The sequence below is a fragment of the Embleya sp. NPDC020630 genome (genome assembly GCF_044334985.1).
Taxonomy (GTDB): domain Bacteria; phylum Actinomycetota; class Actinomycetes; order Streptomycetales; family Streptomycetaceae; genus Embleya.
In genome coordinates this window covers 133,179-151,948 of sequence record NZ_JBIRUB010000004.1, presented here as the reverse complement: position 1 = coordinate 151,948, position 18,770 = coordinate 133,179, and the positions used below count along the sequence as shown (strand labels likewise).

At 72.8% G+C, this 18,770-nt stretch carries 22 protein-coding genes; 13 read left to right on the top strand and 9 right to left on the bottom strand.

From position 1 onward, the window contains the following. Positions 1–105: 105 nt before the first annotated feature. Positions 106–1,500, bottom strand: coding sequence for a VWA domain-containing protein (locus tag ACH4XV_RS16585; protein ID WP_395790353.1), 1,395 nt, complete (start codon positions 1,498–1,500; stop codon positions 106–108). 114 nt (positions 1,501–1,614) lie between these two features. Between ACH4XV_RS16585 and ACH4XV_RS16580 the strand changes: the two genes are divergently transcribed. Continuing rightward, positions 1,615–2,130, top strand: a complete 516-nt coding sequence (locus ACH4XV_RS16580) for an NUDIX hydrolase (protein ID WP_395790351.1) — start codon at positions 1,615–1,617, stop codon at positions 2,128–2,130. 79 nt (positions 2,131–2,209) lie between these two features. Further along, the gene (locus tag ACH4XV_RS16575) at positions 2,210–3,007 is read left to right on the top strand and encodes an exodeoxyribonuclease III (protein ID WP_380028773.1); all 798 of its coding nucleotides are present in this window, start codon (positions 2,210–2,212) and stop codon (positions 3,005–3,007) included. 36 nt (positions 3,008–3,043) lie between these two features. On the opposite strand, the gene ACH4XV_RS16570 is transcribed toward ACH4XV_RS16575, so the two are convergent. Beyond that, positions 3,044–3,997: a helix-turn-helix transcriptional regulator gene (locus ACH4XV_RS16570; RefSeq protein WP_395790349.1), complete on the bottom strand. Its 954-nt coding sequence runs from the start codon at positions 3,995–3,997 to the stop codon at positions 3,044–3,046. Between the two features lie 101 nt (positions 3,998–4,098). Between ACH4XV_RS16570 and ACH4XV_RS16565 the strand changes: the two genes are divergently transcribed. Further along, entirely contained in the window at positions 4,099–5,475 is a 1,377-nt protein-coding gene (locus ACH4XV_RS16565) for an MFS transporter (RefSeq protein ID WP_395790347.1), read from the top strand. A gap of 63 nt (positions 5,476–5,538) precedes the next feature. On the opposite strand, the gene ACH4XV_RS16560 is transcribed toward ACH4XV_RS16565, so the two are convergent. Beyond that, positions 5,539–5,910, bottom strand: coding sequence for a winged helix-turn-helix transcriptional regulator (locus ACH4XV_RS16560; RefSeq protein WP_395790345.1), 372 nt, complete (start codon positions 5,908–5,910; stop codon positions 5,539–5,541). 107 nt (positions 5,911–6,017) lie between these two features. Here ACH4XV_RS16560 and ACH4XV_RS16555 point away from each other — a divergent pair, with 107 nt between their 5' ends. Together ACH4XV_RS16555 and ACH4XV_RS16550 are read left to right on the top strand one after the other, a co-directional pair. Beyond that, on the top strand, positions 6,018–6,647 hold the full coding sequence (locus ACH4XV_RS16555) for an NADPH-dependent F420 reductase (protein WP_395790343.1): 630 nt from the start codon (positions 6,018–6,020) through the stop codon (positions 6,645–6,647). 108 nt (positions 6,648–6,755) lie between these two features. Then, the gene (locus tag ACH4XV_RS16550; protein WP_395791093.1) at positions 6,756–7,946 is read left to right on the top strand and encodes an amidohydrolase family protein; all 1,191 of its coding nucleotides are present in this window, start codon (positions 6,756–6,758) and stop codon (positions 7,944–7,946) included. Between the two features lie 32 nt (positions 7,947–7,978). On the opposite strand, the gene ACH4XV_RS16545 is transcribed toward ACH4XV_RS16550, so the two are convergent. Both ACH4XV_RS16545 and ACH4XV_RS16540 read right to left on the bottom strand, forming a co-directional pair. Continuing rightward, a complete protein-coding gene (locus ACH4XV_RS16545) occupies positions 7,979–8,362 on the bottom strand; it encodes a DUF488 domain-containing protein (protein ID WP_395790341.1) in 384 nt (127 codons plus the stop codon). A gap of 111 nt (positions 8,363–8,473) precedes the next feature. Further along, positions 8,474–9,109, bottom strand: a complete 636-nt coding sequence (locus tag ACH4XV_RS16540; RefSeq protein ID WP_395790339.1) for an NAD(P)-dependent oxidoreductase — start codon at positions 9,107–9,109, stop codon at positions 8,474–8,476. 112 nt (positions 9,110–9,221) lie between these two features. On the opposite strand from ACH4XV_RS16540, the gene ACH4XV_RS16535 reads away from it, so the two are divergent. After that, positions 9,222–9,908 (top strand): TetR/AcrR family transcriptional regulator, encoded by a 687-nt coding sequence (locus ACH4XV_RS16535; protein WP_395790337.1) that lies wholly within the window; start codon positions 9,222–9,224, stop codon positions 9,906–9,908. Positions 9,909–9,983: 75 nt separating this feature from the next. Then, positions 9,984–10,319, top strand: a complete 336-nt coding sequence (locus ACH4XV_RS16530; RefSeq protein ID WP_380001652.1) for a VOC family protein — start codon at positions 9,984–9,986, stop codon at positions 10,317–10,319. A gap of 28 nt (positions 10,320–10,347) precedes the next feature. Here the strand turns inward: ACH4XV_RS16530 and ACH4XV_RS16525 are convergent, their stop codons facing one another. Beyond that, positions 10,348–11,559 (bottom strand): serine hydrolase domain-containing protein, encoded by a 1,212-nt coding sequence (locus tag ACH4XV_RS16525; protein ID WP_395790335.1) that lies wholly within the window; start codon positions 11,557–11,559, stop codon positions 10,348–10,350. A 129-nt stretch (positions 11,560–11,688) separates the two neighbouring features. Next, positions 11,689–12,240, bottom strand: coding sequence for a GNAT family N-acetyltransferase (locus ACH4XV_RS16520; protein WP_395790333.1), 552 nt, complete (start codon positions 12,238–12,240; stop codon positions 11,689–11,691). Between the two features lie 249 nt (positions 12,241–12,489). Between ACH4XV_RS16520 and ACH4XV_RS16515 the strand changes: the two genes are divergently transcribed. The 3 genes from ACH4XV_RS16515 to ACH4XV_RS16505 are packed head-to-tail and all read left to right on the top strand — an operon-like array spanning position 12,490 to position 14,881. Next, entirely contained in the window at positions 12,490–12,996 is a 507-nt protein-coding gene (locus ACH4XV_RS16515; protein WP_395790331.1) for a methylated-DNA--[protein]-cysteine S-methyltransferase, read from the top strand. Further along, positions 12,993–13,709: a 2OG-Fe(II) oxygenase gene (locus tag ACH4XV_RS16510; protein ID WP_395790329.1), complete on the top strand. Its 717-nt coding sequence runs from the start codon at positions 12,993–12,995 to the stop codon at positions 13,707–13,709. The genes ACH4XV_RS16515 and ACH4XV_RS16510 overlap by 4 nt, the downstream gene beginning before the upstream one ends. Next, positions 13,706–14,881, top strand: coding sequence for an Ada metal-binding domain-containing protein (locus tag ACH4XV_RS16505; protein ID WP_395790327.1), 1,176 nt, complete (start codon positions 13,706–13,708; stop codon positions 14,879–14,881). The genes ACH4XV_RS16510 and ACH4XV_RS16505 overlap by 4 nt, the downstream gene beginning before the upstream one ends. Before the next feature lie 25 nt (positions 14,882–14,906). On the opposite strand, the gene ACH4XV_RS16500 is transcribed toward ACH4XV_RS16505, so the two are convergent. After that, positions 14,907–15,821: a TIGR03620 family F420-dependent LLM class oxidoreductase gene (locus tag ACH4XV_RS16500; RefSeq protein WP_395790325.1), complete on the bottom strand. Its 915-nt coding sequence runs from the start codon at positions 15,819–15,821 to the stop codon at positions 14,907–14,909. A 226-nt stretch (positions 15,822–16,047) separates the two neighbouring features. Between ACH4XV_RS16500 and ACH4XV_RS16495 the strand changes: the two genes are divergently transcribed. Both ACH4XV_RS16495 and ACH4XV_RS16490 read left to right on the top strand, forming a co-directional pair. Further along, entirely contained in the window at positions 16,048–16,614 is a 567-nt protein-coding gene (locus tag ACH4XV_RS16495) for a TetR/AcrR family transcriptional regulator (RefSeq protein ID WP_395790323.1), read from the top strand. Positions 16,615–16,708: 94 nt separating this feature from the next. Then, complete coding sequence (locus ACH4XV_RS16490) at positions 16,709–17,191, top strand: NUDIX domain-containing protein (RefSeq protein WP_395790321.1); 483 nt, start codon at positions 16,709–16,711, stop codon at positions 17,189–17,191. Between the two features lie 16 nt (positions 17,192–17,207). On the opposite strand, the gene ACH4XV_RS16485 is transcribed toward ACH4XV_RS16490, so the two are convergent. Then, positions 17,208–17,813: a hypothetical protein gene (locus ACH4XV_RS16485; protein ID WP_395790319.1), complete on the bottom strand. Its 606-nt coding sequence runs from the start codon at positions 17,811–17,813 to the stop codon at positions 17,208–17,210. A gap of 265 nt (positions 17,814–18,078) precedes the next feature. On the opposite strand from ACH4XV_RS16485, the gene ACH4XV_RS16480 reads away from it, so the two are divergent. Beyond that, a complete protein-coding gene (locus ACH4XV_RS16480; RefSeq protein WP_380028738.1) occupies positions 18,079–18,657 on the top strand; it encodes a TetR/AcrR family transcriptional regulator in 579 nt (192 codons plus the stop codon). Positions 18,658–18,770: the final 113 nt, after the last annotated feature.

The following is an 18,770-nucleotide window of genomic DNA, read 5'->3' as shown; positions in this document are numbered from 1 at the left end:
TCGGGGCATGAGGCGGATGCCGCATCTATCCGGGGATCCGTCGCCCCCCGGATGCCTAAGCCGATCCGAGCCGGCCTAAGCCGACGTAAGACGGCCTAAGGTCTCCTAAGGTTTCCTCAGGTCTCCTGAGGGAGGTCCGCCGGGACGCTCACGACAATGCCCTGACCTGGGCAAACGCGATGCGGACAACACCCTCGGCCGCGGTCGGCGGATAAGGCCCCGGCTCCGGGCCGCGGCGAGCCATTGCGGGTACTGGCCCACCAGTCGCTCGAAGAGTTCGTCGTCGCTCAGGCTGTTCAGGTCGGCGACCGTGAAATAGGCCGTGTTGTCGAGGAAGCGGCCGGACAGGTCGTCCAATTCGGCCAGGAACTCGAACTCGTCCGGCTCGCCGATCGCCATGAACTGCCAGAACACCGGCTCGTAACCGGAGGAGCGGATGTGCTCGCGGGCCGCGTCTTCTTCGCTCGTCGCGCCGTCCGTCACGAACATCACGAACACCGGCGGCTCGGGCGGCGCGGCCGCGGGCAGCGGCGTCGACCGTGGTTCCCCGGAGCCGAAGTAGTACTCCCGCACCGCGCGCATCGCCTCGCCGTAGTCGGTCCACGGGCCCACGTCGGCCTCGGCGTACACGGTCGCCACCCGCCCCCGATAGTTGTCGAGGTCCATGCCGCCGAACCGCCGGGCGAAGGCCGCGAACGGGAACACGTCCACCTCGCCGTCGTCGTCGAAGCGCAGCGCCAGCGACAACACCCGCTCGGCCAGCGCCTGTACCCGGCCGCTCTCGTACATCTCGTCCATCGAGATGGACATGTCCAAAACCAGCGCGACACGCGCGGTGTGCTCGGCCAGGCCGTGCTTCTCCAGACCGATCGCGGCCTTCTTGGTCAGCGAGAGCAGCGTGTCGTGGCCGTCGCGGGCGAGCCGCTTCTCCATCGAGATCAGGCGCTGCTTCTTGAGGTAGACCACGGGCGCCGAAGGTTCCTCCGCGGTCACGCTGATCCCGAAGTCCGTGGCCAGGCCCGCCAGTCCGGAGTCGTAGCCCTGCCCGACCGCGCGAAACCGCCACCCGCCGGCCCGCCGGTACACCTCGCCGAACACGAACGCCGTCTCCGTCGTGGCGTCGTCGAGGTCGAACGAGACCACCGAGGCGCCGGTGGCCGCGTCGGTCAGCTCCAGTCGCAAGCCCGGCACCCGGCCGAACGCGCCGCCGTCCGCCGAGGCCGCCAGGATCACCGCCGCCAGGTCGTCGGGCGCCCGGTCCAGGTCGAGGGCCACGGTGTCGGAGCCGGGCCGTTTGCCCCGATGGCCGACCGCGCCCGAGGGGTGCCCCGGCTGGTTGTAGAAGACCATGTCCGCGTCGCCGCCCACCCGGCGTTCGCCGTTCAGGAGCAGCGCCGACACGTCGACGTCCGGCACGCCCGGACCCGGTCGCCAGCTGAGGGTGGCGTGCAGATTCCCGGTCGACAGAGGGGCGTTCGCGCCCTTGGCGAGCTTCGTCATGCCCTCACCGTGCCACAGCGCCCGAGCTGCGGTGCGGCTCGGGCGAGTTCGGTACAGGCGGACCTGGACGACGCCGCCGGCACTCGCCGGGAAGCGGTCCGCCAGGATGGGCCCATGGCGTCGATCGTGTTGGCATCGCTCACCGTGGGCTGGATCCCCGTCGCGCATCGCATGGAACTGCTGCGCTGCGACGAGGTGCCCGCCGGCTACACCGTGACCACCGGCTTCGTGTTCGCCGTGGACGCGCTGGGACGTACGTTGCTCACCCGCGTCGACCGGCCGGGGCGCGGCTGGGAGGTGCCGGGTGGGCACCTGGATCCGGGCGAGACGCCGGCCCTGGCAGCGGCGCGGGAGCTGGCCGAGGAGACGGGGCTGCGCCTGGACGCGGACCGTTTGACGTTGCTCGGCGGCCAGCGGATCACCCTGTCGGACCCGCCGCCGGCCGGCTACCGGTATCCGGCACAGGCGTTCCAGGCATTCCACGCGGTGCGGCTGCCGGACCCGGGCGCGCCCACCCGCCCGGAGCCGGGCTCGGAGTGCGGGGCGGCCGAGTGGGTCGGGCGGGTCGAGGTCGCCGCCCGCTGTCCGGGCGCCGCCTGGCTGCCGCTGCACGCGACGTTGTTCGGCTGACCGGGGGCCGCCGCGCCCGACGGCCGGCCCGGCCCACCCCCCGCCGCACCCCCGGGCCGAAACGGGCTAATCTGCACCGATGATCACCGTCTCCACCGCCAACGTGAACGGGCTGCGGGCCGCGGCCGGCAAGGGCTTCACCGAGTGGCTGGGCGCCACCGAGGCCGATGTGGTGTGCCTCCAGGAGGTACGGGCCACGCCCGACCAGCTCAGCGACGAGGTCCGCGACCCCGAGGGCTGGTACGCCTACTACGCGCCCGCCACCGCCAAGGGCCGGGCCGGCGTCGCGGTGTACAGCCGGATCCGGCCGAGCGCGGTCCGGATCGGCTTCGGGTCGGCCGAGTTCGACGCGTCCGGGCGATGGATCGAGGTCGACCTGCCCAAGGTGACCGTGGCCAGCCTGTACCTGCCCACCGGCGAGGCGGAGACGCCCAAGCAGGAGGAGAAGAACCGGTTCATGGCCGACCTGCTCGCGCACCTGAAGGTGATGCGCGCGACGGCCGCGATCGGCGGGCGCGAGTCGCTGGTGTGCGGGGACTGGAACATCGCGCACACCGAGCACGACATCAAGAACTGGAAGGGCAACGTCAAGAAGTCCGGGTTCCTGCCGGAGGAGCGGGCCTGGCTCACCGACCTGTTCGGCGCGGCCGACTGGCACGACGTGGTCCGCCGGATCCACCCCGAGGGCCCGGGGCCGTACTCGTGGTGGTCCTACCGGGGCAAGGCGTTCGACACCGACGCCGGCTGGCGGATCGACTACCACGTCGCGACCCCGGAACTGGCCGACGTGGCGCTCACGGCGGTGACCGAGCGGGCGGACAGCTACGACGCGCGCTGGTCCGATCACGCGCCGGTGACGGTGGCGTACGACATCTGAGCGGGCGGGCCCCACGGCACCCGCGCGGGCCTGCCCCTACGACATCCGCGCCGGCTCCGGGATCGGGTCGGGACCCGTGCCGGGTGCGTTCGGCGTGCCGTGGCGCGTTTCGCGGCGCCGCACGGCCTTCGTATGGCATTCGTCGCAGCACCACGGAGTGACCGGCATCGCCATCAACTCGGCCAGCCGGGCGCGGGTCGTGTCGTCGGCCGGGGTGTAGACCATCATCCGGGTCTCCGGGACGTTCAGCTGCAACCGGGTGGCCGAGAGATCCAGCCGGCCCACCGCGACATGCAGGAGCCGCTTGATGTGCCGACTGCCCGAATTGACCTCGCGGCGAGCCCACAGTCGGGCGAACTCCGGGCTGGCGTCGGTCAGTCGGCTGACGAACGACTCCCACTCCGGCTCACCGACGTGCCGGGCGAACGCGGTCTGCAACTCGGCGACCATGCGCGGTTCCTCGAAGGCCCGGTCGATGAACGGATTGCACGTCTCCCGCGACGTGAACGTGGCCCAGATCGCGTTGCGCTCCCCGATCGGCATGTCGGCCAGGCTCGGAAACAGCCTGGAGTACGCGCCGTTCCAGGCCAACACGTCGTAGCGGGCGTTGTACACCGCCGCCGGATGCGGGATCAGCGTGTCCAGAATCTCCTGGATCTCCGCCGGCAGCGTCGCCCCCGGCGGCGGCGCGACCTCCCAGGGCACCTGCGCGAGGCGGTACAGGTGGGTGCGCTCGGCCGGGTCCAGACCCAGGGTGCGCGCGACCGCGTCCAGCACCTGGATGCTCGCGTTGATCGGCCGACCCTGTTCGAGCCAGGTGTACCAGGTCACCCCCACCCCGGCGAGCAGCGCCACCTCCTCGCGGCGCAGCCCCGGCGTGCGCCGGCGCAGGCCCGGGGGCAGGCCGACCTCCTCCGGGGTGCGGCGCTCGCGCCGACTGCGCAGGAACGCGCCCAACTCGGTTCGCCGGCTGGCGGTGTTGGAGCTCATGCGGCCATCCTCGCCGCTCTCCCGCCGGGCTGCCAGGTGCTCTCGGTACCAGGATCGACAGGCTCTCGGCAACAGGATCGCCGCCCCCGCACGCTCCTTGCATGACCACGACAACAGCCGCGCCGGCCACGGCACGGCGCGCCCATCCGCTCCTGCTGACGGCGTTGCTCACCGCACAGTTCATGGCCCTGCTCGACACGTCGGTCGTCAACGTCGCCGGCCCCACCATCCGTACCGATCTGGACACCAGCGGCGCGGGTCTGCAACTGGTCGTCTCCGGCTACACCATCGTCTACGCGATGCTCATCGTCACCGGCTCCCGGCTCGGCGGACGACTCGGTTTCCGCCGGGTCTTCGGCGTCGGCCTGGTCGTCTTCACCGCCGCGTCGCTGGCGTGCGGACTCGCCTGGGACGACACGTCGCTGATCGCGGCCCGCGCCGTCCAGGGCGGCGGCGCCGCGCTGATGGTGCCCCAGGTGCTCAATCTGATCCAGGCGACCTACGCCGGGGCCGACCGGGCCCGGGCGATGGGGCGCTATGCCGCGACCATCGCCGGCGGCATGGTCGCCGGGCAGGTGCTCGGCGGACTCCTGGTCAGCGCCGACCTGTTCGGGCTGTCCTGGCGGCCGGTGTTCCTGATCAACATCCCGGTCGGGATCGTGCTGTACGTGCTCGCGCGGCGGGTGCTGCCCGACGGCGGGATCCCGTCGGCGCGCGGACTGGACCTGCCCGGACTGGCCCTGCTCGCCCCCGCCCTGCTGGCCCTGGTCGTCCCGCTGGTGATGGGGCACGAGTTGGACTGGCCGACCTGGGGGTGGGTGAGCCTGGTCGGCTGCGTCGTGTTGTTCGTGCTGTTCGGGTTCGTCGAACGGCGCGCGTCGCATCCGCTGATCCCGGCGTCGTTGTTGCGGGTGCCCGGGGTGCTGCCGGGGGCGGTGACGCTGCTGCTCGCGATGACGGCGTTCGGCGGGCTGATGTTCTCCACCGCGCTGTACGTCCAGGGCGGCCTGGGGTACTCGGCGCTGGAGGCGGGGTTGACCTTCATCCCGGCCTCGCTGGTGTTCGCGACGGTGTCGCTGCGCTGGCAGGTGTTGCCCGCCGCGTGGCATCCGCGGTTGCCGATGATCGGGATGCCGATCGGCGCGCTCGGCTTCGCGGCCAACGCGTGGACGTTTCGCACCGGGCAACCGCTGCCGGTGCTGCTGGCCACGATGGCGGCGGGCAGCTTCGGTCTTGGCGTGGCGTACGCCCCGGTGATGACGCTGGCGCTGCGTCGGGTGCCGCTGCCGCAGGCGTCGGACGCGTCCGGCCTGATGGTGACGATGATCCAGCTCGGCCAGGTGCTCGGGGTGGCCGTGTTCGGCACGCTGTACCTGTCGGTCGGCGGCGACTTCCACCACGCGGGCGAGGTGACGGCGCTGTGGATCGCGGCGACGGTGTTGCTCACCACCGTGCCGGCGGCGCGCCTGCGTCGGTGAGGTTCGGGGGGCCGCGGGGGTGCCCCCCGGTGTTCGTCGACGAGGTCGGGGCCGCGGCGGGTGCTATCCGGTGTTCGCCGCGGCCTCCGCCGCGTCCTGGGCGGCCAGGACGCGGTGGCCGTATTCGAGGGACCACGCGCCCAGCGCCCGGAACGGGACCAGGAGGGATTCGCCGAGGTCGGTCAGCGCGTACTCGACGCGCGGTGGCGCCTCGGCGTAGGTGCGGCGCTCGACCAGGCCGTGGTATTCGAGCCTGCGCAACGTCTCGGTGAGCACCTTCGCGCTGATTCCGCCGATCCGCGCGGCCAGCGCGCCCGGCCGCATCGGACCGTCTGCCAGCGCGTAGACGACCACGCTGTTCCAGCGGTTGGTGAGCAGGTCGAAGGCGACGCGGGCGCGGCAGTCGGCGACGTACTCGCCTTCATGCTCGGTCATGGCACCCATTCTCACCCGGCCGTCACTTACCGAACGGTGTGCATCGGCGCGCCTAGCGTCGTGGAGTCGGAAAGACACACGTCGTAGGTCGTAGGGGGAGAAGCGCGATGCGAATCGGAATATTGGGCGCGGGCAACATGGCGGCGGCGCTGGGGGCCAAGTGGGTCGGGGCCGGACACGACGTACTGATCGGGGCCCGGTCGGCGGAGCGGGCCGTGGCGCTCGCCGAGCGGATCGGGGCGCGGGCGGGCACGTTCGCCGAGGCCGCCGGGCACGGGGAGGCGGTGCTGGTGGCGGTCGGGCACACGGCGGTCGGGGAGGTGGTCCCGCCGCTGGCGCCGAGCCTGGCCGGCAAGGCCCTCCTCGACTGCTCCAACCCGATCGTGCCCGGACCGGGCGGCCTGATGTTGACCACGGACCGCGGCCCGGCGGCGGCCGAGGCTCTCGCGGCGGCGGCCCCCCGGGCGCACGTGGTCAAGGCGTTCCACCTGGGCGCGGCCGAGGTGTGGGCGGGCCCGCACGCCACCGGCCTCGGTGTACCGCTGTGCGGCGACGACCCGACGGCACTGGCCGTGGCACACACCCTGGTAGCCGACATCGGATCGGTACCGCTGCCGGTGGGCGGCCTGGACCGGGCGGGCTACCTGGAGGCGACCGCGGCGATCGTGATCGGCATGTGGTTTGCGGACCAGGACCCGAGGACGATGTTGCCGCTGTTGGAGAACGCCCACGGGTAGGGCGTGCTAGGCCGGTCCCGTGCCTCTCGGTCGGTGTTCCGGTCTCTTCGGCCGTGTCCCGGCTAGGGTTTGCCGTGTCAGGGATCGGCCCGAAGGGACGTGAACGACATGCTGGTGATCCGAGCCGCACGCGCCTTCGACGGCGAACACGCAATGCCCGGGCCGGTATCGGTCTTCGTAGCGGACGGCCGGATCGTCGGTCTGGAGCCGGGCGAGGCCCACGTGCCGGACGGCTGGGAGGTGGTCGACCACCCCACGGCGACCATCCTTCCCGGCCTGTTCGACCTGCACAGCCACCTCGGCGGCGACGGTCGTGACGGCGCGCTCGACCGGTTGCCCGAGTACTCCGCCACCGAACTCGACGCCGTGATCGAGGACTCGCTCCGGCGTGAACTGGCCGTCGGGGTGACCGTGGTGCGTGATCTCGGCGACCGCGACTGGTCGGCGCTGCGCCGGCGCGATCGGGCGCCGGACGGGCGGGCCGCGCCGACGATCCTGGCCGCGGGGCCGCCGATTACCAGTGCCGGGGGCCACTGTTGGCGATTCGGTACCCAGGCCGGCGGGCCGGAGCAACTGCGTGCGGCGGTGCGCGAGCGAGCCGAGCGCGGGGCGGACGTGGTCAAGGTGATGGGCAGCGGCGGCACGATGACGCCGGGCACCGATCTGATGCACTGCCAGTTCACCGAAGCGGAGCTGCGCCTGATCGTGGAGGAGGCACACGCCGCCGGCTTGCCGGTGACGGTGCACGCCCACAACCTGCCCGCCGTCGAACAGGCCCTCGCCGCGCACGCCGACGGGATCGAGCACCTGACCTGCCTGACCGAGCGGGGCGTGCGGATCTCCGACGACCTGCTGGACCGACTCGCGGCCCGGGGCATCCCCGTGTGCCCCACGCTCGGAACCGACCCCGACGCGCTCCCGCCACCGGCGGCACGGGAGTTGCTGGAGCGCATCGGAGCGACCCGGGAGGTCCGGCTCGCCCACGTGGCCCGCACACACCGCGCCGGGGTCCGCATCGTCTCCGGAGCGGACTCGGGAATCAGCGCCGCCAAGCCGCACGGAAGCCTGCCGGTGGCCGTCGCCGACCTGGTCTCCGGCGGCGTCACGGCGACCGACGCCCTCGCGTCCGCCACCTCCCTCGCCGCCGACGCGGTGGGTCTCGGCACCCGCAAGGGCCGCCTTTGCGCGGGCCACGACGCCGACCTGCTGCTGTGCGAGGGCGACCCCGTCAGCCACATCGGGGCGCTCACCGCCGTCACGGCGGTCATGGTGGGCGGGACCTGGGCGGACCTGGCCTAGGACTTGCAGACCTTTCAGATTTTTCAGATCTTTCAGGTCTTTTCGGTCAGGTATGCGATCAGGACCGGGACGTGGCTGTGGGATGGATCGCGGACGGCGGTGAGCAGGGTTACCCGCCCGGTGCCGGCTCGGGTCAGTAGCGCGGTGCGGGCGGATTCGGCTGCCGGGGAGTCGAGTTCGGCGCGGTAGCGGGCGCCGAACTCGGCCTCGGTGAGACTGCCGCCGTGCAGCGCGCGGCGCAGCTCGGTGGACGGGGTCAACTCCTTGGCCCAGTCGTCGAGCTGGGCGTCGGCCTTGGTGATTCCGCGCGGCCACAGGCGGTCGACCAGGACCCGCAGGCCGTCGTCCGGGTCGACGGGGTCGTAGACGCGGCGGACGCTGATGGTGGGTCCGCCGGCCGGGGTGGGCTGGGCCATGGTGGCTGCCTCCGGGTGGGGGTCGGTGCCGGATGCCCGCGTGTACCCCGCCGTCGGGTGGTCCCACCATCGGCGTGCGCGTGCGCTCGCGTGTGCGTGTTCGGCGCGGGTTCAGTACGCGATGCCGACCGGTTGGCGGTAGGTCGCCGGGTCGTCGACGACCGCGAGCATCGCGTGTGCCACGTCGGCTCGGGCGATCGTGGCGCCGCGCGGCACGCTGCCGCCGATCTGCGTGCGGTACACGCCGGTGACGGCCGCCTTGGTCAGCTTCGGCGGTCGCATCGCGGTCCAGTCGGTGTCGCTGCGGGCGAGTTCGGCCTCCATCGCCGCCAGGTCCGCGTATACGTCCTTGAGCATCGAGCGCAGGATCGGGATCAGGCCCTTGCGGACGAGGATCGAGTCCTCGGACGGTGTCGGGCCCACCGGCGCGGCGCTGATCGTCACCAGGCGTCGCACGCCCGTGTCGGCCATCGCGGTGATGATCGCGGCGGTCGCGGCGGCGGCGATCCCGGTGGCCTTGCGGTTGCGCGGGCCGATGCCGGAGAGCACCGCGTCGTGCCCGTCGATCGCCTCGCGCAGCTCGGCCGGATTCGTCACGTCGGCCCGGACGACGTCGATGTTCGGGTGTTCGAAGTCGGGCCGGGACGGCGCCCGCACCACGGCCGTGATCTTGTGTCCGGCCGCTGCGGCCTGTCGCAGGACGTGTCCGCCGGTGGCGCCCGTCGCGCCGAGAACGGTGAGCCTCATGTGTTGCCTCCCGAGGTGGGTGAGTGTTCACTCACCCCTCCATGGTGAATACTTGCTCACCACTACGTCAAGCCCGGCCCGGACCGCCCACGACGAACGGACGACCGCCCCGATGCACCACTCGCCCCACTCGGGCGCGGACCGGCAGGCGCCGGCGCCCACCCGACAACGCATCGTCGACGCCGCCGAGCATCTGATGCGTACGCTCGGCTTGGCACGGACCACCACGAAGGAGATCGCGCGCGCCGCCGGGTGCTCGGAGGCCGCGCTGTACAAGCACTTCACCGGCAAGGAGGAGCTGTTCGTCGCAGTCCTCCAAGAGCGGCTGCCGCCACTGGGGCCGCTGCTCGCGCAACTCTCCGGCGAGGCGGTCGAGTCGGGCGAGGCGGGCGGTACGGGCGAGTCCGGGGCGGGCGCGGACGTGGCCGGCGGCGATGTGGAGCGGCGGTTGGCGGCGATCGTGCGCCGCGCCGTGGAGTTCTACGAGGAGAGCATGCCGATCGCCTCGTCCCTGTTCGCCGAACCCGCGCTGCTGCACCGGCACCGCGAGGCACTGCGCGGCATCGGCGCCGGTCCGCAGGTACCGCTGCGCATGCTCGCCGACTACCTCGCGGTGGAGCGCGATCGGGGCCGGATCGCGCCCGATGCCGACCCCGACGCGGCCGCCGCGCTGCTCCTGGGCGCGTGCTACCAGCGGGCGTTCCTGCGGCACTTCATGGGCGTCGAGGACGGCCCGCCCGTGGCCGAATTCGCCGCGAGCACCGCCCGCACGCTGATGCGCGGCATCGCCCGCACCTGATGTCGGCGCGGGCTGCGACACTCCGGGCAGCGGAGGTGCGCCCGCGATGTCGGCCCGGGCTCATATCGTGCGCGCATGGAACTGACACCTCACATGATCACGATCGACTGCGCCGACGCCGGCCGGCTCGCCGCCTGGTGGGCGGACGCGCTGGGCGTGGAGATCGCCCAGGACTTCGGCGAGTTCGTCATGGTCGCGGCCGAGCCGCTGGTCCTCGGCTTCCAGCAGGTGCCGGAGCCGCGGGTCGGCAAGAACCGGCTGCACATCGACTTCTCCGCCCCCGACCGCGTCGCGGCGGTCGACCGGCTGGTCGGGCTCGGTGCCACGGTGGTGGGGGATCGCAGCGCGCCCGGGCTGAACTGGACCACCATGCAGGACCCGGACGGCAACGAGTTCTGCGTCTCGGGATAGCCCGACGCGCCGCCGGCGGCGCCCGGACTCAGCCCCGGTGCAGGTGGTCCGCCACCGCCCGCAACCCGGTGATGGTTTCCCGGTCCAGGGACTCGTCGTCGGCGGTGGGCCAGGCGCTGGTCTTGACGATGACGACGTCGGCTTCGGGGTCCACGTAGAGGTATTGGCCGAAGACGCCGATGCCGGTGAAGGCGCGCCGCGCGCCGCCGAGGGTCCACCACTGGCTCGAATAGCCGTAGTGCGGTCGGCCGCTCGGGCCGAGCGCGCCGACCGCGATGTGGGGGACGTCGCGGCCGCGGCTGCGCGCCACCCACTCCTTCGGCACGATCCGCTCGCCCGCCCACTCGCCGTCGCGGGCCATCAGCAGGCCGATCCGGGCCAGGTCGCGGGTGCTCGCGTTGAGCGAGCCGCCGCCGAGCGCGGTGCGCGGGCGGGCCCGGGTGAGGAAGTAGTACGCGTCGTCCTCGGTGCCGATCCGGGACCACAGCCGGCTTGCGGCGTAGTCCGCGATCGGCATCCCCGTCGCGCCCTCCAGGACCCACCCCAGCACCTGCGTGTCGATCGTCGAGTAGTTGAACGCGGTGCCCGGCGGGCTCATCCGGGGCAGCGAGCGGATCACGTCCAGGATCGATCCGCCGCCGGTGACCGCGCGTTCGAAGCGGTTGATCGCGCTGTCCGGGACGGTCCAGTCCTCGACCGCGCCCACGCCGCTGCACATGTCCGACACCTGCTCGACGGTGGGCCCCTCGAACGCGGTCCCGGCCAGGTCCGGGCAGTACGTCACGACCGGGTCGCGCAGACTCGTGATCGCGCCCTCGGCCAGCGCGATGCCGACCAGGATCGAGGTCACCGACTTGGTCAGGGAGAACGCCTGGAAGCGCACACCCGGCCCGGCGCAGCGGCCCGGGTAGCTCTCGTGCACGATCGCCCCGCGATGCAGCACCAGGAACGACGTGGTGAAGGTGCGCGCGTGCAGGTCCGCGAGCGTGCGCTCGACCCGGTCGAGGACGTAGGTCGCCTCGATCGACTCGGGCCGCTCCGGCCACGGGGACGGCGTCGCGGCGCGCGGGACGACGGTCTTGGGCATCAGCGCGTGCATGTGGGTGAAGGTCCACTCGTTCACCGGACGCCGCATCATCAGATCGCCCTGATGCCGCCAGAGCCACACCGCCCCGGCCGCGGCCCCGGCCAGGGCCGGCACGGTCCGACCCCAGCGCGGCATACCCGAAGCAGAACCCACGACGCCACTCTCCCTGTTGTGCGCACTCGGATCGGATCGCACCGGATCGCACCGGGCGGTGGCCGGAGCCGGCCGCGCATCAGTAGAGCATCGACGCACGGGACGACGCGAGCGGCACGCGGCGGGCGGTCAGACCCGGCCGCGCAGGTAGCGACCCCGGGAGAGTTCGGTGACCAGGACCGGATTTTCGCGGCCAGGGACGACGGTGCGGCGCTCTTCGGTCATGCCGAGCTTCGTCATCACGTTGGCCGAGGCGGCGTTGTCGACGTGGCACACGCTCACCAGGCGCGGGACGCGGGCGTACTCGAACGCGAAGCGCAGCACCTCGACGGCGGCCTCGGTGGCGATGCCGTGACCCCAGTACGGCCGGGCCAGTCGCCAGCCGATCTCCACGGCGGGCAGGATCTCCGGCAGGAACTCCGGTACGGCCAGGCCCGCCCAGCCGACGACCGCGCCGACCGGACCCGGGTCGGGCGTACGCAGCTCGATCGCGAACAGGCCGAACCCGCGTGCCTCCCAGTCGCGTTCGTAGCGGGCCAGGGCCGCTGCGCTCTCTTCGGGGGTAAGCGGCAGCCCGCTGCCGACATAGCGCATCACCTCGGGGTCTGCGTGCATCGCGGTGAGCGCGGGCAGGTCGTCGTCGTGCCAGCGGCGGAGCAGGAGGCGGTCGGTTTCGATCATGGAACCATCGTGCATGATCCGACGGCGGTTCGGGGAACGCATTTTCGGGCTTCCGCAGGCCGCCGGATCGAACCGCGACGCGACGTTCCTGCGGCCCTCGACGCGACGTGCCTTCGGGCCTCAACGCCATGTCCGATTCCCGCCGGACGGTGCGCCGCGGATCGCGCACAGTGGGTGGTGGAAGCCCCGGTGTCGCACCGGGATCGGTACTCGCGGCCCGCGGCCGCGGTCTTGGCGAAAGGTGCCATGATGACCGTCCACACCACCCTCGACAGCCCGCTCGGCGAGCTGCTGCTGATCGGCGAGGAGCGAGCCGACGGCACGGTCGTGCTGACCTCGCTGTCCGTACCCGGCCAGAAGGGCGGTGCCCGGGTGCCCGCCCACTCGCGGGTCGACGCGAGCGTGTTCGCCGAGCCGGTGCGTCAACTCGGCGCCTACTTCGCGGGCGAACTGCGCGACTTCGACCTGCCGTTGGCCCCGCGCGGCTCTGCCTTCCAGGAGCGGATCTGGGCCGCGGTCGACGAGATCCCGTACGGCACCACGACCACGTACGGCGCGATCGCCGAACGTGTGGGCACCTCGCGGGCGGGCGTTCGCGCGGTGGGCACCGCGATCGGCGCCAACCCGCTGCTCCTGATCCGCCCGTGCCACCGGGTGATCGGCGCGGACGGCGCGCTGCGCGGCTACGCCGGCGGGCTCGACCGCAAGGAGTACCTGCTCGACCACGAGGGCGCGCTGCCGGCGCGGCTGGGGTGAGCGCCGTGGACACCCTCTTCGCCGCCGAACCGACGACCGGCACCGACCTCGCCGCGCGCCTCGACGAGCACGGCCACGCGCTGACCCACCGGATCCTGGACCCGGACACCTGCCGGGAGATCGCGGATCTGTACGACCGACCCGAACTGTTCCGGGCCACGATCGACATGGCCAGACACCGGTTCGGCGCCGGGCAGTACCGCTACTTCGCCGCACCCGTCCCGGAGCCGATCGCGGCGCTGCGCGTGTCCTGTTACCCGCACCTGCTGCCGATCGCGCGCGCGTGGGCGGAACGGCTGGGCCGGCCGGCACCCTGGCCGGACACCCTGGACGAGTGGCTGACGATGTGTCATGCGGCGGGCCAGACCCGGCCGACGCCGATCCTGCTGCGCTACGGGCCGGGGGACTGGAACGCGTTGCACCGCGACCTGTACGGCGATCTGGTCTTCCCGCTGCAAGTGGTGATCGGCCTCGACGAGCCCGGCGTCGACTACACGGGCGGCGAATTCCTGTTGGCCGAACAGCGTTTCCGGGCGCAGTCGCGCGGGACCGCGATCAGCCTGCCGCAGGGGCACGGGCTGGTCTTCACCACCCGGGACCGGCCGATCCGCTCGGCCCGGGGCTGGTCGGCCGCCCCGATCCGGCACGGGGTCAGCACGGTCCACTCCGGCCGGCGCCGCACCCTCGGCCTCGTCTTCCACGACGCGGCGTGAGCGACGTGCGTGCCGTGAACGGCGGTGCCGCCGGCGCGGGTGGCGGGTACACGCTGATCGGGCCGGACGGGCGGCCCTACCGCAGGGCGACCCCAGGCACCCTGGGCGGAACCACGAACGGCCGGCTGTACGGGCGGCTGGACTGCCGCAGCGCGTTGCGGGCGATCGCGCGCGGCGGCTATGTGGCGAACCGGGTCTTCTTCGCGACCGAGGCGGACGCGGTGGCGGCGGGATTCCGGCCCTGCGCGGTGTGCCTGCCGGCCGAGTACGCCCGCTGGAAGGGCTGCCCGCCCGCTCCGCACACCGAGGCGGAACTGGCCGACCTGCTCCGGAAGTTGGCCGGTCGACGCACGCTGGCGATCGGACACGGCCGGGACCGCGCGTCCACCGCCGCCGCACACGCGCTCGCGGCGGCCTGGCCGGGCGAGGTGGTGAGCGTCGTCTCCTGGCCCGAGCAGGCCGCCTCGTGGCTGCGCCCGGCACTGCGGTTGACCGCCCAGGCGCCGGACGCCTGGGTGGTGACGGGCGCGGCGCGGGGGTGGGCGGGGATGCGGGAGCGGTTGTTGCGGAGTACCGATTGGGACCCGGAACGCACCTATGGGTTCGCGTCGTTGGCGGATGCGATCAGGGACCCGGGAGAGGCATGGAGCGTGCCCCCCGGCTTCCTGTCGTACGCTCCGATCATGGCCGAACGCACTTTCGTCCCCGACGACTTCGTGATCCCCCCGCCGCCGAGCGCGCCGTCCTTCCGGCTGGAGCCCTTGGCGGCCCGGCACAACGAGGCCGACCTCGCCGCGTGGACCTCGAGCATCGACCACATCCGCGCCACGCCGGGTTTCGCCGGCCGCCACTGGCCGCCGCCGGAGGGCATGGCCCCGGCGGACAACCTGCGCGACCTGGTCAAGCACGCGGACGACTTCGCGCGGCGGGTGGGATTCACCTATACGGTGCTCGCCGTCGAGGGCGCGGACGGCGCCGGGAGCGCGGAGGGCGTCGAGGACGTCATCGGGTGTGTGTACATCTATCCCGACCGGGACGATCCGTCGATCACCAACGTGCGCTCGTGGGTGCGGGCCGACCGGGCCGACCTCGATGCGCCGCTCCACCACGAGGTCTCCGCGTGGCTCGCCGACCGGTGGCCCTTCGAGCACGTGGTCTACGCCCCTCGGTAGGGACACCGGCACGCGCCCGGCTTGCTCAGGCGAACTCCGGTATCAAAGGCGCAAGTTGGCGCCATTCATCGAGCGGGATGCGGCCCTGGTCCGGGGTGAGGACCTGGAGGCAGACGTGGTCGGCGCCCGCGTCGAGGTGTTCGCGGATGCGCTTGGCGATGGTCTCGGTGTCGCCGATCGCGAACAGGGAGTCGACCAGGCGTGTGCCCTCGCCGTCGAGTTCGGCCTGGCTGAAGCCGAGTCGGCGGAGGTTGTTCACCTGGTGCCGGGCGGCCTGGTAGCCGGCAACGAAGCCGCGCGCCGCCTCCATGGCCCGGGTGTGGTCGGCGGTCGGGGAGGGGACCACGGTCAGCGCCACGGACAGGTACGGGTCCGGGCCCATCGTCTCCCGGGCGAGCGCGGTGTGGTCCACCGTGACCAGGTAGGTGTGCGCGCCCCAGGTCCGGCGGCCGGCGAGGGCGAGCATCCCGGGGCCGAGGGCGGCGAGCACGCGACGGGCGGGGCGCTCGGGCGGGTCGCCGACGAGTACGGCGGCGTCCATCTCGTCGAGGTACGCGCCGACGCCCGCGACGGCGGGGGCGGTGTTCGCCTTGGGCATGCCGGGGATGTCCGCCTGCCCGGCGGCGCGGTGGCCGCCCAGGCCCAGCACGAAGCGGCCCGGATACGCCTCGTTGAGCGTGGCCTCGGCGGCGGCCATCAGGCGCGGGGTGCGCTCGGACATGATCGCGATGCCGGTGGCGACCGGGAGCGTACGCGTGGCCGACAGCAGGAGTTGGGCATGCGTCATGGCCTCGCGACCGATGCCCTCGCCGACCCACAGGCCGCCGTAGCCGAGGGCCTCGATCTCGGCGGCGGCGTCGCGTACCGCGCCGGCGGGCCGCCCGTCGAACGCGAAGGTCCACAGGCCGAGTCGGCCGAGGGCGGTCTTGTCGTGCGTCATCGGGTTCCGTTTCGGTTCGTCGGGGTGTGCGGGTGGGGTGCGGGCGGCGCCGACGGTGCCTCGTGGCGTGGCTCCGCCCGGTGGACAGGGCTCCGCCTTCAGGCAGGGCTCCGCCTGGGGGCACGGCTCCGCCCGGTATTCCGGAGGGTCCCTCCGGTTTGCCTCTTCCACCATATGGAGGCAGGCTCCGTTTGACAATCGTGGTGTCGTTCGAGAGGGAGTGCCGATGAGCCGGCCGATGCGCGCCGATGCGCGGCGCAACTACGAGCGGCTGCTCGCCGAGGCCCGGGTGGTGTTCCGTGAGCAGGGCGTCGACGCGTCGCTGGAGGAGTTGGCCCGGCGGGCCGGGGTCGGGATCGGGACGCTGTACCGGCACTTCCCGACGCGCGACGCGCTCGTCGAGGCGGTGGTGCGGGACCGGTACGACGGCCTCACCGCGCGGGCCGAGGCGTTGCGCGACGCCGACGGCGCGCGGGACGCGCTGGCCACGTGGTTGCGGCTGCTGATCGAGGGGGCCGGTACGTTCCGGGGGATGAGCGCGACGCTGATGGCCACACTCGCGGACGAGACGTCGGAGTTGTACGCCTCCTGCCATGCGATGCGCGAGGCCGGCGCCGCTCTGCTCGCCCGCGCGCAGGCGGCGGGGGAGGTGCGCGCCGACATCGACACGGACGGGTTGTTCACCCTCGCGCACGGGATCGCGTGGGCGCACGAGCAGCGTGAGGTGGACGATCCGGAGCGGTTGCCACGGCTGCTCGACGTGGTGGTCTTCGGGCTGGCGACGCGCGGCTGAGTACGCGCCGCCCCGGTGGCGGGGTGAACACGCGGATGGGATGCGCGGCGACCCGCTCGGAGCGCGCGTGGTCGGCTCGGCCAGACTGCGGGGCATGGACAGTCAGGCGAATGGGCGTGCGAAAGACGCGGCGGACGTGCGGATCACCGGCGCCGCGGGGGCGTTGTTCTTCGACGCCGAGGGGCGGGTGCTGCTCGTCGAGCCGGACTACAAGCCGGGGTTGGAGTTTCCCGGCGGGATCCTGGAACCGGGGGAGTCGCCGTGGGAGGGCTGCGTCCGGGAGGTGCGCGAGGAGTTGGGGCTCGTGCTCGACGGTGCGCCGAACCTGCTCGTGGCGCAATGGGTGGCGCCGGCGGGCGGGCATCGCGGCGGTATGCGCTGGCTGTTCGACGGGGGTGTGTTGACGGCCGAGCGGATCGGGGAAATCCGGCTCCAGGCCGACGAGTTGCGGGCGTGGCACCTGCTGACGCCGGATCAGGGCGCGGCGGCGATGCCGGCCGGGCGGGCCGCGCGACTGCGGGCGGCGCTGCGGGCGCGGGCGAGTGGTGGGGGGATGTACGTCGAGGGCGTGGAGTGAATCGGGCGGACAGGACCTAGCGGTGCGTGTCACCGCCGGTCACGGCCGCCGTCAGCGCTTCGACGAGCGGGATCGGTGGGGCGTCCGCCGCCGTCGGGTACACCAGCAGGGTGCCGTCGGCCGCGATGGCGAAGCGGCCGCCCAACCGGCCCTCGCGGGCGGCCTCCTCCGGGTCGAGGGGGATGGGTGGGCCCTCGTCGAGGATGAGGGTGTCCGGGGTCAGGCCGGCGCGCAGTACGGCCGCCTCCAGAGTCCTGGCCCGGCCCGGATGCGACGTGCGCAGCCAGATCTGCCGGGCCGGGAACGGGTCGCGCTCCAGGAACGGGCGACCCGCGTGGTCGAGCGAGAACAGGTCCCGGACCGGTCGGCGGTGCGCCACGACGGTCGGTCGGCGGCCGGTGAGTCGCGAGCGTATTCCGGGCGGCGGGTAGCCGAGTACGGGTAGTGCCGCGATGCCGCGGCGGTCGAACTCGGCGGCCGTCGCGGCCAGCAGCGCCTCGACGCGCTCGGCGATCGCGGCCCAGTCGGCGGGTCGACGTGCGGCCGAGGTCGGGCCGGCGCCGGATACCGGACCTGCCGACCGCCGCCGCTCGGCCCCGATGCGGGCCTCGAAGTCGTTCATGGCGGCAACCTACCGGCGCGTCGTGTGCGGCGGGGCGGTTCGGGTGGGCGAGTGCGGTCGAGGCGTGATCGGCGGGTGCTCGGGACGCGGTCGACGCGTGATCACCACACCGGCCCGATCGTCAGCCCTTCCGGGTTTCCCTCCTGGCCGAGCGGCAAGCCGGTTTCCTTGCGAACAACCGCTCCGAAATCAAAATTGACGGTCCATCAGCCTTGTCGATTGGCAAAGGTCGACGTATGTTCATGGCCAACAGGAAGGGGGACCCGTGGCGATTCCGGCACCGGAGGACACCTACGACCGGGTGCTCCTGGCGGCAGAGGAGCTGTTCGGCGAACACGGCTTCGCCGGTACCTCGTTGCAGGCCATCGCCGACCGTGTCGGGGTGACCAAGGCGGCCCTGTACTACCACTTCCGGACCAAGGACGAACTGCTCGACGCCCTGCTGCGCCCGGCCCTGAACGATCTGGACCGGGTGTTGGAGGTCGCCGAGAGCAGGCGCGGCACCACCGCTCGCCAACGCCTGCTGTTCGAGGGCTACGTCGACTTCCTCATCCGGTATCGCACTCTCGCCGTCATCCTCGACCGGGACGTCGCGATAGGCCGCCATCCCGCCATTCAGCCCCGGCTCGCCTCGATCACCGCGCGGGTGCGCGAAGTCCTCGACGACGTCGACGATTCGATCGAATACCGCGTGTCGACGGCGGTGGCGATGGGTGGCATCTACTCCGCCGTCGCCGCCTTCCCCGAACTGCCCGACGACGAGCTGGGCCGCATCCTGCGCGGTGTGGTCCGCAAGCTCCTGGGCCCGCGCCGCAGGGCGCCGGGCCCGGTCGCCGGGGTCTGACCGAGCACGCGCTCACCGCACGACCGCGCCACCGCTGCACGGCATCACCGCTCCACCGCTCCACCGCGACGTTCGGCACCCGTCCCCGGCCGGATCCCGCGGCGACCTCGCAC